13 protein-coding genes and 1 pseudogene are annotated in these 14,472 nt (G+C 41.4%); 7 read left to right on the top strand and 7 right to left on the bottom strand.

From position 1 onward, the window contains the following. The first annotated feature begins 46 nt into the window (after positions 1 to 46). From IEV36_RS04980 to IEV36_RS04990, 3 genes are all read left to right on the top strand, one after another. Positions 47 to 1,027 (top strand): patatin-like phospholipase family protein, encoded by a 981-nt coding sequence (locus IEV36_RS04980; RefSeq protein ID WP_032864104.1) that lies wholly within the window; start codon positions 47 to 49, stop codon positions 1,025 to 1,027. Between the two features lie 228 nt (positions 1,028 to 1,255). Beyond that, complete coding sequence (gene sbmA / locus IEV36_RS04985; RefSeq protein ID WP_005259325.1) at positions 1,256 to 2,449, top strand: peptide antibiotic transporter SbmA; 1,194 nt, start codon at positions 1,256 to 1,258, stop codon at positions 2,447 to 2,449. 215 nt (positions 2,450 to 2,664) lie between these two features. Next, a complete protein-coding gene (locus IEV36_RS04990) occupies positions 2,665 to 4,716 on the top strand; it encodes a M13 family metallopeptidase (protein WP_005259323.1) in 2,052 nt (683 codons plus the stop codon). A 48-nt stretch (positions 4,717 to 4,764) separates the two neighbouring features. On the opposite strand, the gene IEV36_RS04995 is transcribed toward IEV36_RS04990, so the two are convergent. Both IEV36_RS04995 and IEV36_RS05000 read right to left on the bottom strand, forming a co-directional pair. Then, complete coding sequence (locus IEV36_RS04995) at positions 4,765 to 5,280, bottom strand: chromate transporter (protein WP_004775328.1); 516 nt, start codon at positions 5,278 to 5,280, stop codon at positions 4,765 to 4,767. Next, positions 5,277 to 5,849: a chromate transporter gene (locus IEV36_RS05000; protein WP_005259322.1), complete on the bottom strand. Its 573-nt coding sequence runs from the start codon at positions 5,847 to 5,849 to the stop codon at positions 5,277 to 5,279. The genes IEV36_RS04995 and IEV36_RS05000 overlap by 4 nt, the downstream gene beginning before the upstream one ends. Positions 5,850 to 5,949: 100 nt before the next feature. Between IEV36_RS05000 and IEV36_RS05005 the strand changes: the two genes are divergently transcribed. Beyond that, positions 5,950 to 6,849, top strand: a complete 900-nt coding sequence (locus IEV36_RS05005) for a LysR family transcriptional regulator (RefSeq protein ID WP_005259321.1) — start codon at positions 5,950 to 5,952, stop codon at positions 6,847 to 6,849. Positions 6,850 to 6,862: 13 nt separating this feature from the next. On the opposite strand, the gene IEV36_RS05010 is transcribed toward IEV36_RS05005, so the two are convergent. Next, positions 6,863 to 7,612, bottom strand: a complete 750-nt coding sequence (locus IEV36_RS05010; protein ID WP_005259320.1) for a DUF4850 domain-containing protein — start codon at positions 7,610 to 7,612, stop codon at positions 6,863 to 6,865. 129 nt (positions 7,613 to 7,741) lie between these two features. Here IEV36_RS05010 and IEV36_RS05015 point away from each other — a divergent pair, with 129 nt between their 5' ends. Continuing rightward, positions 7,742 to 8,512, top strand: coding sequence for a hypothetical protein (locus IEV36_RS05015; protein ID WP_005259319.1), 771 nt, complete (start codon positions 7,742 to 7,744; stop codon positions 8,510 to 8,512). 153 nt (positions 8,513 to 8,665) lie between these two features. Beyond that, positions 8,666 to 9,181, top strand: a complete 516-nt coding sequence (locus tag IEV36_RS05020; protein WP_005259318.1) for a hypothetical protein — start codon at positions 8,666 to 8,668, stop codon at positions 9,179 to 9,181. Positions 9,182 to 9,232: 51 nt separating this feature from the next. Here the strand turns inward: IEV36_RS05020 and IEV36_RS05025 are convergent. Next, positions 9,233 to 9,715, bottom strand: a pseudogene (locus IEV36_RS05025) (hypothetical protein). Positions 9,716 to 9,858: 143 nt separating this feature from the next. Further along, a complete protein-coding gene (locus IEV36_RS05030; protein ID WP_005259314.1) occupies positions 9,859 to 10,725 on the bottom strand; it encodes a metal-dependent hydrolase in 867 nt (288 codons plus the stop codon). A 111-nt stretch (positions 10,726 to 10,836) separates the two neighbouring features. On the opposite strand from IEV36_RS05030, the gene IEV36_RS05035 reads away from it, so the two are divergent. Then, positions 10,837 to 11,457, top strand: coding sequence for a TetR/AcrR family transcriptional regulator (locus tag IEV36_RS05035; protein WP_005259313.1), 621 nt, complete (start codon positions 10,837 to 10,839; stop codon positions 11,455 to 11,457). 44 nt (positions 11,458 to 11,501) lie between these two features. Here the strand turns inward: IEV36_RS05035 and gatB are convergent, their stop codons facing one another. Then, positions 11,502 to 12,971, bottom strand: a complete 1,470-nt coding sequence (gene gatB, locus IEV36_RS05040; RefSeq protein ID WP_005259312.1) for an Asp-tRNA(Asn)/Glu-tRNA(Gln) amidotransferase subunit GatB — start codon at positions 12,969 to 12,971, stop codon at positions 11,502 to 11,504. After that, positions 12,971 to 14,449, bottom strand: a complete 1,479-nt coding sequence (gatA, locus tag IEV36_RS05045; RefSeq protein ID WP_005259311.1) for an Asp-tRNA(Asn)/Glu-tRNA(Gln) amidotransferase subunit GatA — start codon at positions 14,447 to 14,449, stop codon at positions 12,971 to 12,973. Before gatA ends, gatB begins: the two co-directional genes overlap by 1 nt. Between the last annotated feature and the right edge of the window lie 23 nt (positions 14,450 to 14,472).

Genomic DNA, 14,472 nt, shown 5'->3' on the forward strand with positions numbered 1-14,472 from the left:
CGCTAAAATCCGACACAGAAAAATAGTCAATATGGCAACACTGCGTATGAAACAGCTTAAATTATGGACGCTTGCGCTTTCAGTGATGATCTTGGCGGGGTGTCAAACGACAGCTCACATAAGTCCTGCTGTGGAAGATGCTCAAGCACATGCTGTTTCGCAACCATTTACCTATATTAAACAGCAACAAAAGCGCCCTGTGGTAGCACTGGTGCTTGGAAGTGGTGGGGCGCGTGGCTATGCTCATATTGGTGTGATCGAAGTTTTAGAACAACAAGGCATTCGTCCTGATTTTATCGTGGGAACCAGTGCGGGTAGTATTGTGGGTTCAATCTATGCCAGTGGAAAAAGTGCAGCTGAATTACGTGATATTGCCTTGAAGCTAAAAGCCAATGATGTCCGTGATGTCAATTTGAGTTTGAAAGGCTTTTTTGATGGAAAAAAGGTTGAAGACTATATCAATCAGCAAGTTCACAATACGCCCTTACAAAAGCTGAAAATCCCGCTCTATGTGGTCGCGACAGAGTTAAAAGATGGTACGAAAACCGTATTTAACTATGGCAATACAGGGCAGGCGGTTCGTGCTTCTGCTTCGATTCCAAGTATGTTTGTGCCGACCATGATTCATGACGTGGAATATGTTGATGGTGGTCTAGTCAGTCCTGTACCCGTGCAGGTGGCACGCGAATTGGGCGCAGATGTGGTGATTGCAGTAGACATTCTGGCTCAGCCGATCCATACCGAAACCACCAATGTATGGGGCTTGTTTAACCAGAATATCAATATCATGCAAGGTCGTCTGGCTGAAGAAGAGCTCAAAGAAGCAGATATTGTGATTCAACCCGATCTACGTGAGAAAGCGCATATTTTTGATGTGAAAGGCCGAGAGTCGACCATGCAGGCAGGGATTGATGCAGCCAATGAAAAACTGGCAGATATTCAATGGGCGATTCAAAGTAAAACGGATTTTTCAAAGACCGATCAGCAAAATATGGCGGTACAGCAAAACCGTTCTCTACCACGATAACTTGGTATTCTTCATATTTATACATGGGCTTAAGTATTTGAGTCCATTTACTAAAATGAATTTTCTATAAGAATAAGTTATAAATATTCTACAAAATGCTATTAAAAAGCGCAGAAAAATAGTAAATAACTACAAATCATAAAACTTTTCTATCAGATAGTTTTAAGTTTTGAGTCATAGGATGACGCATTAAAGTTAATTGCAGCACAACAAGGATTGTTAAACACGATGTTTAAGTCTTTTTTTCCTAATCCACGATTGTTTTTTATTTCAGTGATTGTGTGGTTATCGCTCAACATGTTGCTCTGGTATACCGGTGGGCATAGTTGGGGAGAGTATCTTGGTTTTCCTAAAGGCTATGCTGATGCTGAACTACCGATAGGTGTAAGTCGGTTCTGGGCACCTTCATTTATCTGGTTTTATTGCTGGTTCTTTGCTGCCACAGCGCTATTTGCTGGGTTCTGGCGTTTGATGTCAGATAATAAATGGCAAAAATGGTCGATCTGGGGTTCCGCCTTTATCCTGTTTAATATCTGGTTCGACGTGCAGGTGAGTGTTGCAATCAATGCTTGGTATGGTCCATTTTGGGATCTGATTCAAAAAATGCTTGCGAATGGTGGTGGAGACATTAAAGAACTCTATATGGGAACATTAACATTCCTATATATAGCAATGGTTGCTGTGACTTTAGTGGTTGTGAACTCTTTCTTTACTAGCCATTATGTATTTCGTTGGCGGACTGCCATGAATGAGTATTATACCGCTCATTGGGAACAATTACGTCATATTGAAGGTGCTGCTCAACGTGTGCAGGAAGACACGATGCGTTTTGCCACGATACTTGAAGATTTAGGGGTAGAGTTGATTAAAGCTGTTATGGTCTTAATTGCATTTTTACCTTTATTATTTGAGTTTTCAAAACATGTCCCAGAGCTTCCTGTTGTAGGGGAAATTAGCCACTCTTTAGTTTGGGCTGCGATAGTATGGGCGATTTTTGGTACTGTGTTATTGATGGTTGTAGGTGTTAAATTACCTGGACTGCAATTCAATAACCAGAAAGTCGAAGCAGCTTATCGTAAAGAGTTGGTATATGGTGAGGATCATGCAGATCGTGCTGATCCACTGACATTAAAAGAATTATTTACAGGTGTACGGAAAAACTATTTCCGTCTCTATTTTCATTATGCTTATTTCAATCTGGTCGCAATTTGGTACAAACAGCTCGATATTCTCTATAGTTTGATGGTTCTATTCCCAGCAATCGCTTCAGGTAAGATGACTTTGGGTCTAATTAACCAGATAGGTAATATTTTCGATAAAGTACGAGAATCCTTTCAATATCTGATTACTTCTTGGAAAACAATTGTAGAGTTACTTTCGATTCATAAACGTCTTAAAGCTTTTGAAAAAATCTTGGATTAGTTCAGTCATTTGTATAGCAAAGCCTTAGTTCAGCACTAAGGCTTGTTTTATGGGCGATGATTTTTTGTGTATTAGTTTTTATGTGAAAAGTGAATATATATTGCAGGGAAAATGACTTTATTCAGCAAAAGTGTTTCACTATAGTTTGTTGATAAAATTAATGATCTCTCATTTTTCTCTTGTATCGCTTAGAACTTAAATAAACAGGATAAATCATGAAACCTTTATTGCTTAAAAGTGCCTTGGCCGTTGCGCTGACTGCGACAACAATAAATGTCTGGGCAGCTCAAGCTATTCAATCCGCCCCAACTCAAAAAATCTCAGGCATTGATCAACAGTATATTGATCAGAATGGCAGTGCAAATAATGATTTTTATGATTATGTGAATGGAACATGGCTGAAACAAACTGAGATTCCAGCGGATAAGGCACGTTGGGGTGCATTCAATGAGTTACATGAATTATCAACCAATCAATTACATCGCATCGTTGAAGACTTGACTGCACAAAAATGGGCAGCAGGCAGCGTAGAGCAAAAGATTGCCAGTCTGTATGCCAGTTTTATGGATGAAAAAGCGATTGAAGCGAAGGGCATTCAACCTTTGCAGCCAGAGTTAGCACGGGTCGATGCACTTCAAAGTAAAAAAGGTTTTGCCCAGTTAATGGGGCATTTTTCTCGAATTGGCGTCAGAACGCCGTTTGATATCAGTATTGGACAGGATATGAAGCGCTCTGATGTGATGATTGTGGGATTGGTGCAACGTCGACTGGGGTTGCCTGATCGTGACTACTATTTAAAAGATGATCAGAAATTTGTAGAAACGCGTGCAAAATATCTCAAGCATATTGAACGTATGCTGCAATTGTCAGGTGATCAGCAAGCGGCTCAACATGCAAAAGAAATCTTAACGCTTGAAACGGAATTGGCGAAGATTCAGTGGAGCAATGTTCAGAATCGTGATTTATCCAAGCGTTATAATATTTATAAAACCAAAGATCTAAAAAAATTGACGTCGACATTTGATTGGAACACTTATCTCAGCTCGGTTGGGGTGAAGGATAAAATCCAGACCATTCAGGTGAACCAGTTAAGTTATTTTCAATCCCTTGATCCAGTGATTGATCGAACTCCTTTAAACGTTTGGAAGGCTTATTTTAAATGGAATCTCATCAGCAGTTTTGCGCCTTATCTCAATAAAGCCTTTGTCGATGAAAGTTTTGCTTTCTACGGTAAGACTTTACGTGATGTTGCCGAACAGGAAGTGCGCTGGAAACGTGGTGTACAAACTGTGAATGGGGTATTGGGCGATGGTCTAGGCAAAATCTATGTGGAAAAGCATTTTTCTGCGGATAAAAAACAACGCATGGATGCTTTGGTTCAGAACCTGATACAGGCTTATGATCAAAGTATTAGCCAATTGGACTGGATGAGTCCTGAAACCAAAGTACAGGCCAAAAAGAAATTATCCAGTTTGTCGATTAAAGTCGGTTATCCGAAGAAATGGCGTGATTACTCAGCGCTAGATATTAAAGATGGTGACCTCATTGGCAACGTGATTCGTGCCAGCGAGTTTGAGCATCAAGATGATTTAGATAAATTAGGTAAGCCAGTGGATCGTGATGAATGGTTTATGACACCACAGACGGTGAATGCCTATTACAATCCATCATCTAATGAAATCGTATTCCCGGCCGCCATTTTACAACCGCCATTTTTTAATATCGATGCCGATGATGCGGTGAATTATGGCGGCATCGGCAGTGTCATTGGACATGAGATTAGTCATGGTTTTGATGATCAGGGTAGTCAGTTTGATGAATTGGGCAATATGCGCAATTGGTGGACTGCCCAAGATCACAAGCGCTTTAAAGCCAAAACACAGGCTTTGGTGGCACAGTACAATGCCTATGAACCAATTGCGGGGTATCACGTCAATGGTGAACTGACTTTGGGTGAAAATATTGCAGATAATTCTGGACTATCAATTGCTTATAAAGCCTATCAAATTTCATTGGCAGGCAAGCCAGCACCTGTTATTGAAGGTCGAACTGGTGAACAGCGTTTCTACATGGGTTGGGCACAGGTCTGGCGTGCCAAGACCCGAGAAGCTCAAGCGATTGTATATTTAAAAACAGATCCACATTCGCCAGATAAAGTTCGGGCCAATGGCGCTTTAGTCAATCAAGCACCGTTCTATGATGCATTCAAGATTAAGGAAGGGGACAAAATGTATTTGGCGCCTGAAAAACGGGTCAGCATCTGGTAATTCGAGATTCAATAAAAAACCTGCATCAAGCAGGTTTTTTATTGCTTGTTAGAGGAAGGCGATTCCCAGTCCAGCACCCGCAGCCATCACCCAGAGCGGATGAATCTTTTTAAACATGCCGAGGATTGCAGTGACAATCACGATCATCACCAGCAGCAGGTTTTGTGCAGATGCATCTGCAATCAACCATGCACTGACCAGCACTAAACCTACAGTAATCGGTTTCAGGGCTTTTTCAAAACGAGCGCGTAGTGGATTGGCTTTAAAACGTTCCCAGAATTTAAGTGCATAAATGGTAATGATAGATGAGGGACCAAACTTCGCTAGTGACGTAACCAGTAGTCCTGCTGGGCCTGCGACATGCCAACCCACCAAAGGCACGATCATCATATTCGGGCCTGGAGCCGCTTGGGCCATCGCAAACAGTGAGCTAAATTGCTCGGCAGTGAGCCATTGATGGACGGTAACAACCTGATGCTGCATCTCGGGCAGAATGGCGTTGCCACCACCAAAAGCCAGCAATGAAAGTTGAGTAAAAACGATGGCAAGGGTGAGTAAGATCATGATTTTTTCACTCCTAAAACCAGCATGTTAATTGCGAGTAGAATGGCTAAAGTCAGTGCCAGTGGGAGCTTGATCCAGATCATAAAGACGAAGGTCAATCCAATGGTAAAGATGGTCAGGTAACTTTTTAAGATCGGTCTGAGCATCTTCAATCCTGTTGCAAACAGTAAGCCTGCCGCCGCTGCCGCTAGACCTTGAATCATATGTTTGACTGCTGGGAGATACTGAAAATATTCATACACCTGATAGATAGTCAGTACGATTGCGGTTGGTGCGGAGATCAATCCAAGCACTGAGCTGATTGCGCCTTTAACACCTTCGAATTCCATGCCAATCGCAACAGCCATATTGATGATGTTGCCGCCGGGCAATAATTGGCAGACGCCTAACAAGTCGGTAAATTTGCCTTCATCTATCCATTTGTGTTCTTCAACGATGATGCGATGAGCCAAGGGTAAAACCCCACCAAAACCCATCAATCCCAACTTCATAAATCCCGTGAATAATGCCTTACAATCAGGAGCGGTTGTGATGGGCTCATTCTGTATTGATAGGGCTTGGGCTTTCATTGGATAACCTTTCTGTTCAACTTCATGAGCTATAGCATGAAAGATTTATGGTATATTCACAAATGCTATTTTTGCTGTTAGATATACTTTTAAGGTATGTATGATTGATATCCATAAACTGAACGCATTCGTTGCTGTGGTTGAGGAAAGTAATATTTCCAAAGCTGCTGTTCGATTACACATGCAACAGCCACCTTTGACCCGACTAATCAAAAGTCTGGAAGAGGAGTTGGATACAACATTGCTCAAACGTTTGCCGCGTGGGGTTGAAGTCACCGAAGCGGGGAAGGCTTTATATCAGGAAGCCATCACGATTCTGGCGCATGCCCAATCCATTCCGAAACGGGTAAAAAATATTGCCCAAGGTCTGGAAGGACAGATCAATATCGGTTTTACCAACTCCGCAGGTTTACATACATTTCTGCCTGCCTTATTGCGTCAGTTCAGAGAGAAGTTTCCTGCTGTCGCTATTCATCTGGAAGAAAAAAGTAGTAGCTCCTTAACCGATGCAGTGATTAATCAAGAGCTAGATATTGTGTTTTTACGCAAGCCTGCGCCGATTCGTATTGGATTGCAAAGTCTGCATGTGCTGGATGAACCATTAATTGTGGCATTACCCAGTAATCATCCTCTAGCCGTTGAAGAGGGGCCTATTCGTCTGCTAGACCTTGAGCCTTATGAGTTTGTATTGTATCGCCGTATTGCTGGACAGGACCTGTTTGATAATATTCTGGCGAATTGCTATCAGGCTGGTTTTAATCCCAATATTGTGCAGGAAGCACCGCGCTTAACTTCAAGTCTTAATTTGATTGCTGCGGGGATCGGCATTTCCATTGTGCCCGCTTCAATTCAGGATTTTTGGAACAAGCAAATTGTCTATCGCAGTCTGGAGGCGAAAAAACCCTGTATTGCACCCATTTATGCGATTTTTCGAAATAAAGAAAATAATGTTCGGGTCGAGCATTTCCTGAATCTGCTCAGAGCCAGCCAGTCTGCTTAAACATAATCTCAGGCTAATGGGTAAAATGATAAAAATTTAAAATCGTCCCAACCAAAGGCTGTTGGGATTTATCTAGCGTTACTTTAATGATCCTGAAGTTAAAGTCGCCATCATCGATATATTTAGCCACACCATGGGTTTTGTTATTCAGCTTTGGAATCTGATAACTAAAGAAGGCCACTTGTTTGGAAGGATGTACAAGGTTGACTAATTTCTTTGGATCTTTATATCCGCCATATTCATTTTCAATACTTTGTTTTAGCAAGTCTGGAAAATAAAGGCTGGCATTGGGCATACCACAGCCCACACAAACAGATGAATCGTAGAGTTCAATGGCTTGTTTCTGATTTGGACTCATGAGTAATGCTGAGCCTGTACCATTTGCTCCTGCATGTGCTTCTACATCGCGCCAGTCACTAGGTACAAGTACAAGACCAATTTCAGGCAATGCAACCAGTTTAAGTTGCTTGGCCTGATCGGCAGCTAATTTAAAATTGAAATGACAACTTTTTGCCGTACAGGTTTTAAAATCTTTTAATAGACCATCATCGACAGGATTTGGCGCGGTAATCCCATAGAACGGTACACGAACGTCATTGGCAAAGGAGACTTCACCCAGTGCATAGATTTGGTTTTGGGTTTGACGTTGTTGTGCTGTATTTGAGAATTGAGGAAAATTCGGTTTGAAATCGTGAATCTCAGCATGTGTCACCGAAGCGAAGATTGAGAATACAAAAGCAGAAGTGGTAAGGAATATTTTCATTTTTAATGGCGTGTTTTAAGTTTCGCTTTAAATTAACATATTTCGGATGATGAAGATTTATCACCAGATCAAACTCAAGCAATTGTAAAATCATTGGATAAATCGATAAAAATAGCCTAAGGAAATGCCATGTTTAAAAATAACAATAGATTGAGTCGAGTCATTTTCACTGCGGTGTTGAGTTACATGAGTGTCTCTACTTTTGCTGCGCCATTACAGATTCTGGAGTTTAAAAAAGCACAACTGAGCCAGTCAGAACAAAAACAACTTTGTGACCAAGTCAAAGACCTTTGTACTCAGCAAGCAAAGTGGCTGAGCTTAAAAATACCTCCTCAAGATGTATGGTTATTATCTGAGGGAAATATTGTCCAGTTTAATCGCTCAAGTTCTGGCTTTAAATTATTGAAGCAATGGCATATTCCATTAACACCTGCGGAGGAGATGGCAAGATCAGGACAGTATATTTTTCCTAAACTGTTCCCGATGGATCAGAACCGCTATGCCGTTGCAGTGATTGATACGTTTTCTGAAATGTATTCAGGTGGTGGGGCGGGGATTGAGCGTGCCAGTTTTTATGAATTAAAGGATTCAGGCAAAACCCATCATTTTATTGAAAATTATCCTTTTAGTTTTAATCGTATGATTCGGGCCTGTTTCTCGGAACAGGATTATGAAAATTCCAAAGGCAACTGTCATGATGAAGATGGGTTGAGTCTGGATATCCGTCCGATCAAACCAATGTTATGGCAATTCCGTTATCGTTACAGCCTAGATGTATCACCGGCATCAGATTCGGGCGAGAAATCGTTTAAAGGCAGTCGCAACCTCAATATTGATTTAAATAAAGTACCGAAGCAGCCGAATATACCCGCATCATGGGATTATGCAGGTATGGAATAAATGCGCATTCAGAAATATAGGATTGTTTTAGAGGATCATTTTACACTTTGCCAAAGCTTTAAAGGCGTGGGCTTACGCAATTTACAGCGTCATAACAGATGATTTGCCTTGTACATGGTACAAAGGGAAAGATTGCAATTTGGAACTGTACTTATGTCTCGTGTTTATACTTCTGCCCGCCGTAAATTTTCTCATTTGAGACGTTCTGTGTTCATGGCTGCGGTTGTGCTGGGTACAACCCAAGTGGCAATGGCAGGGCCAACAGTTGATCAACTGAGTGACTGTTTGGTGAAAGCGACCACCGCAGCGGATAAAACCACAGTTTTGCAATGGACGTATAGTGCTTTGGCTGCACATCCTGATTTAAAAGCATTTAGTAATGTTACGCCTGAGCAGAAAACCCAGTTGGATCAGAAGCTGGCACAGGTGTTACAGCGTGTGATTGTGGAGCAGTGTTCAACGCAGACTAAAGCCGTGATTCAGGCGGAAGGTGTTAAGGCTGTTGGAGAGGCTTTTCAGCAGTTAGGTCAAAGCGCGGGTGAGGATATTGTTAAAGATCCAGCGGTCAGACAGCAGTTGCAAGGCACGTTACGTTATATTGATTTAAATAAATTAGTGACGACTTTTTTAACTCCAGATATCTGGAATAAGTTGGGTGTGATACGTTAATAAGTTATAAAATCCCTCGTTCATGAGGGATTTATTTTATTGCATTTTCATTTATCGTAATGAGCATGCTTTACCTTCATATTCATAACGGTGAACCTTATATTCTTGACCATCCCAACGGAATACAGCAAAGCAAAAACCAGAACCTTTATTAATAAGATCTGGCCAACCATCTTTACCTTTTGTGTCTAAGAAAGTTGGAGTGCCTCGGTTTTCGACGATCATTTTTCATATCCCTTTTTTCTGTTGGGAAATGATGTGATAACCAACCATTTCTCGACCATAACATGTTGAGTCAGCATCTGAAATAATGGCATCTTTTAGTCCATCACCATTTAAGTCTTTATATGTAGTGATTTCACCTATATCGCAGTTACCTTCCCAACCATATTTTGTTTTTGAAAAGCCTGCTGCTTTAAAAATAGCCTCAGTATCAGCTTTAGGAACTTGAGGTGTTTGTGCAAAATTAGAATTGCTGATTAAAAGTAAACAAGTGCTAAGAAATAATCTCTTTTTCATAAATTTAACGATCATGTTAGTTTTGATTTGAAAAATTATTGTGCAGGTATTTTACCTTATAAAATAAGAAAACCCACTCTAAAAAAGAGGGCTTTCCCTTAGATGTTTTCATTACTTGTCTAGCAAGACCGTTAAGGATTTTCTAACTCTAAAATCAATCAGCTTTTAAACGCACTTTTTAAAATACCATTTTCACCAAACAATTTTTCTCGATATTCTGCTTCGAGCTGCTCAGTTTGCATGTGTAGGGGATTGAAATCTTTATCTCGTACATCCAGCATCTCAACCATTGCTTTAGTGATAATCCCTACACGATTAATTCCTCCAAAGCCTAGATATAAACCATCTTTGAGCTCCCGAAGCGAAAACTGAATATCACTCCGTCTTAATATTTTGATCCAGTAATGAAAAAGTACAGGAGAGAGGAGTCTGGTAACCCTACTGAGTGCAATCCTTCTATTTTTAGCCGTATTGCCACCTATGGCATTCAACACATCAAATGCCACAGATTTATGTTCTAACTCTTCCAGCGCATGCCATTCCCATAGGTTTCTACTGTCTTGCGTCGTTCTCTGTTTAATTAACGGATCAGTTAATAATAATCGTGCAAGGGTTGCCGTATAGTGTTCCATCACCACGGTTGCAGCTAGTTGTTCAACTTTAGGAAGTCTGCGAAATTCATCTAATTTCGCTTTGGTTTTAGCTTCTATCTCCACAACTTCAGGATAATCCGACTGGATAAGATGCTCATTGAGAGACTGATGTTCCCGACTATGAAAGGCTTCTTGCGCAATAAAATTTCGAATATCGTCTAGTAATTTCTCATCTGAAATTTGATCACGAACATTGCGCACACTCTCAATGAAAAACATTTCACCGGGTGGAAACATGGCTGACAATACAACAAAAAGAGAGGTCACAACCGAATTCTCTTCATAGTAAAAAGTAAACTTTTTGTTCTTATCAAAAGGAATAATCACATTACGACGAACGATTCTTTGTAGAGATTGTGAAGCTATATTCATTTTCTTTTCCCTTATAGATAGATGTTAATTTGAACAATCTTGAGTTTGTATATAGAATCTATCAATGAATTTGTACGGAAAAAAGACGGATTTAATAAGGAGATTTTCATAATGGTAACTATAAGAAAACCAAAGCAAAGTCGATCAAAAAATACTTATAGTTCTATAGTTGATGCAGGATTTATATTAGTAAAAAATAATGGATTAGATCATACAACTGTACTGAAAGTATGTGAGATTGCAGGCGTTGGTTCTGGAAGTTTTTATGAATATTTTAAAAACAAAGAAGCCTTGTTTGTCGAGATGCAACAACATTTTATTGCTGAGCTGGCTAAAGTGATTTACGAAGTCATCCCCAGAATTCAAGAAATGGAAATTCCAGAAGCGATCAGATCCATTTTTTTGCACATTGGTGAATTTTTAGCGAAAGATGAGAATAAATATTTCTATTGGCTCAGTGTTTCGAGCAAATATAGTACCGAAGCCAGTCATGTAAAAGCAGTGAAGGCAATCAATACGTTAGCGATTGAATATGCGGTAAAACATCCAGAGGTTTTGAGAATAAAAAATCTGAAATTGATGGTTTATATTTTAATTAACTCAAGTGTTGCGCTCACGATGAACTTCTTTTCATCTCAAAATACAGGCTTTAGCTTTGAAGAGTTAATTGATTGCTTAATTGATATTACGATGTCCTATATTGATGATGATCGCAATAAGTTAAAGATATAAAAAAACCCGCTCTAAAGCGGGTTTTCTTTTGAAATTAGATTATTTTAACCAATCAATTTCTTCATTAATTCATTCACTTGAGCAGGGTTAGCTTTACCCTTAGAGGCTTTCATCACTTGACCGACAAGACCGTTAAAGGCTTTCTCTTTACCAGACTTGTATTCTTCAACCATTTTTTCGTTGGCTGCAAGAACTTCTTTGATGATCGCTTCAATCGCGCCTGTATCAGTTTCTTGCTTCAAGCCTTTTTCAGCAATGATGTCATCCGCAGATTTACCTTCTGCTTCCCACATAAAGCCAAACACTTGCTTCGCGATTTTACCGCTGATGGTGTTATCGATAATACGTGCAATCATGCCACCCAACTGCTCAGCAGAAACAGGAGAGTCAGCCAATTCTAGGCCTGCTTTGTTTAGAGCACCTGAGAATTCACCCATTACCCAGTTTGCAGAGACTTTACCTTGTTTCGCACCGCCAGCAGCAGCCACAACCGCTTCGTAGAAGTCCGCCATTTCGCGTGACAGCGTCAATACGTGTGCATCGTACTCAGTCACACCAAAGTCAGCGATAAAGCGTGCACGGCGTGCTTTAGGCAATTCTGGAAGGGCAGCGCGTGCCGCTTCGATTTGCTCATCGGCAATGATTACTGGTAATAAGTCTGGATCTGGGAAGTAGCGATAGTCGTTCGCTTCTTCTTTCGAACGCATTGAACGGGTTTCCATCTTGTTCGGGTCGAACAAACGCGTTTCCTGATCGATCTCACCGCCGTATTCCAAGATTTCCATTTGGCGTTCAATTTCAACATTGATTGCTTGTTCAATGAATCGGAATGAGTTGAGGTTTTTCAACTCGCAACGCGTACCGAACGGTTGACCCGGACGACGCAACGACACGTTACAGTCAGCACGGAATGAACCTTCTGCCATGTTACCGTCAGAAATACCTAACCAACGCACCAAGGTGTGAATCGATTTGATATAAGCAACCGCTTCTTCAACCGAACGCATATCTGGCTCAGATACGATTTCTAGCAATGGTGTACCAGCACGGTTTAAGTCGATGCCCGACATGCCTTCGAACTGATCATGAATCGATTTACCGGCATCTTCTTCAAGATGGGCACGAGTCACGCCAATACGCTTCAAAGTGCCATCTTCAAGCTGGATGTCGATATGACCCAAGCCCACAATCGGATTGTCCATCTGGCTGATCTGGTAGCCTTTTGGCGAATCTGGGTAAAAGTAGTTCTTACGTGCAAACACAGAGGCTTGATCGATATAGGCATCGATACCCAAACCGAAGCGAATCGCAAGATCAACCACTTCAGCATTCAATACAGGTAAAACACCCGGCATTGCTAGATCAACAAGGCTGGCTTGTGTATTTGGGTCTTGACCAAATTCAGTCGATGAACCTGAGAAGATTTTAGACTTGGTCGCCAACTGCGTGTGGATCTCGATCCCGATAACGACTTCCCAACCGTCAATTAACTTTAACTTTTGAGCTTCAGTCATTATGCATTCTCCTCAGCAATTGCCGCACGTTTGGTATGCCAGTCTGTGTTTTGTTGATATTGATGCACAATCGAAAGCAATTGTGATTCTGACCAGTAGTTACCAATCAACTGTAAGCCTACAGGCAAGCTGTCTTTATCAAAACCAACAGGTGCGTTGATGGCTGGTAGGCCTGCCAAATTCACAGCAAGCGTATAGATATCACCTAAATACATTTCAGTCGGGCTGAGGTTGGCACCGATTTTGTAGGCAGTGGTTGGAGCAGATGGTGCAGCAATCACGTCAACATTTTCAAATGCTTTCAAGAAATCTTGCTGGATCAAACGACGTACTTTTTGTGCTTTGACGTAGTAAGCATCGTAATAACCCGCAGAAAGGGCATAAGTCCCGATCAGGATACGACGTTGTACTTCTGCACCAAAACCTTCTGAACGTGAACGTTTGTACAAGTCCATCAAGTCCACAGGATTTTCACAACGGTAGCCATAACGAACGCCGTCAAAACGTGACAAGTTTGAAGATGCTTCTGCAGGAGCGATCAAGTAGTAAGTTGGTACATAGGCTTCAGTCATATTGAGATCAATCTCAACCAAGATTGCGCCCATCTCTTCAAGCTTTTTCAATGACTCTTCAACGCGTGCTTTCACATCTGCATCTAAACCAGCAACATTGAAGTACTGTTTTGGAATACCAATGCGTAAACCTTTCACCGCCGTGCCGTTTAGGTTGGCAACATAATCATCCACTTCTTTATTGATCGAAGTAGAGTCTTTGGCATCGTGACCCGCAATCACATTCATCAAGTATGCACAGTCTTCCGCCGAGCGCGCCATTGGGCCGCCTTGATCGAGAGATGAAGCATACGCAATCATACCGAAGCGAGATACACGACCATAAGTCGGTTTTAAGCCGGTTAAGCCACAGAATGAAGCAGGTTGACGAATTGAGCCGCCTGTATCTGTACCTGTCGCAATCGGTGCGAGATCAGCCGCAACTGCTGCTGCAGAACCACCCGATGAGCCACCCGGAACGTGATCCAGTGCCCACGGATTCGAGGTTGCGCCGACATAAGAATTTTCAGAGGTTGAACCCATTGCGAATTCATCCATGTTCACCTTACCTAAAGTCACGAGACCCGCAGCTTTCGCTTTTGCAACAACCGTTGCATCGTAAGGTGAAATGAAATTATCCAGCATTTTTGAACCAGCAGTGGTTTTAATGCCTTGGGTACAAAAAATATCTTTATGTGCAAGTGGAATACCTGCCAACGCGTGTGCATTGCCTGACTTAAGTGCAGCATCTGCGGCATCTGCTTCAGCAAGTGCCTGTTCTGCGGTTACCGTCACATAACTTTTTACTTTTGGGTCAATGTGGGCAATACGCTTTAAATAATGTTCAGTCAATTCGCGTGATGAAAATTGGGCTGTTTTTAAGCCTTCAGAGAGTTCACGGATTGATAAGCGATGTAAATCTGTCATATGAAAAATTTCTTTACATTCTA

The sequence above is a fragment of the Acinetobacter vivianii genome, assembly GCF_014635885.1.
GTDB classification, from domain to species: Bacteria; Pseudomonadota; Gammaproteobacteria; order Pseudomonadales; family Moraxellaceae; genus Acinetobacter; species Acinetobacter vivianii.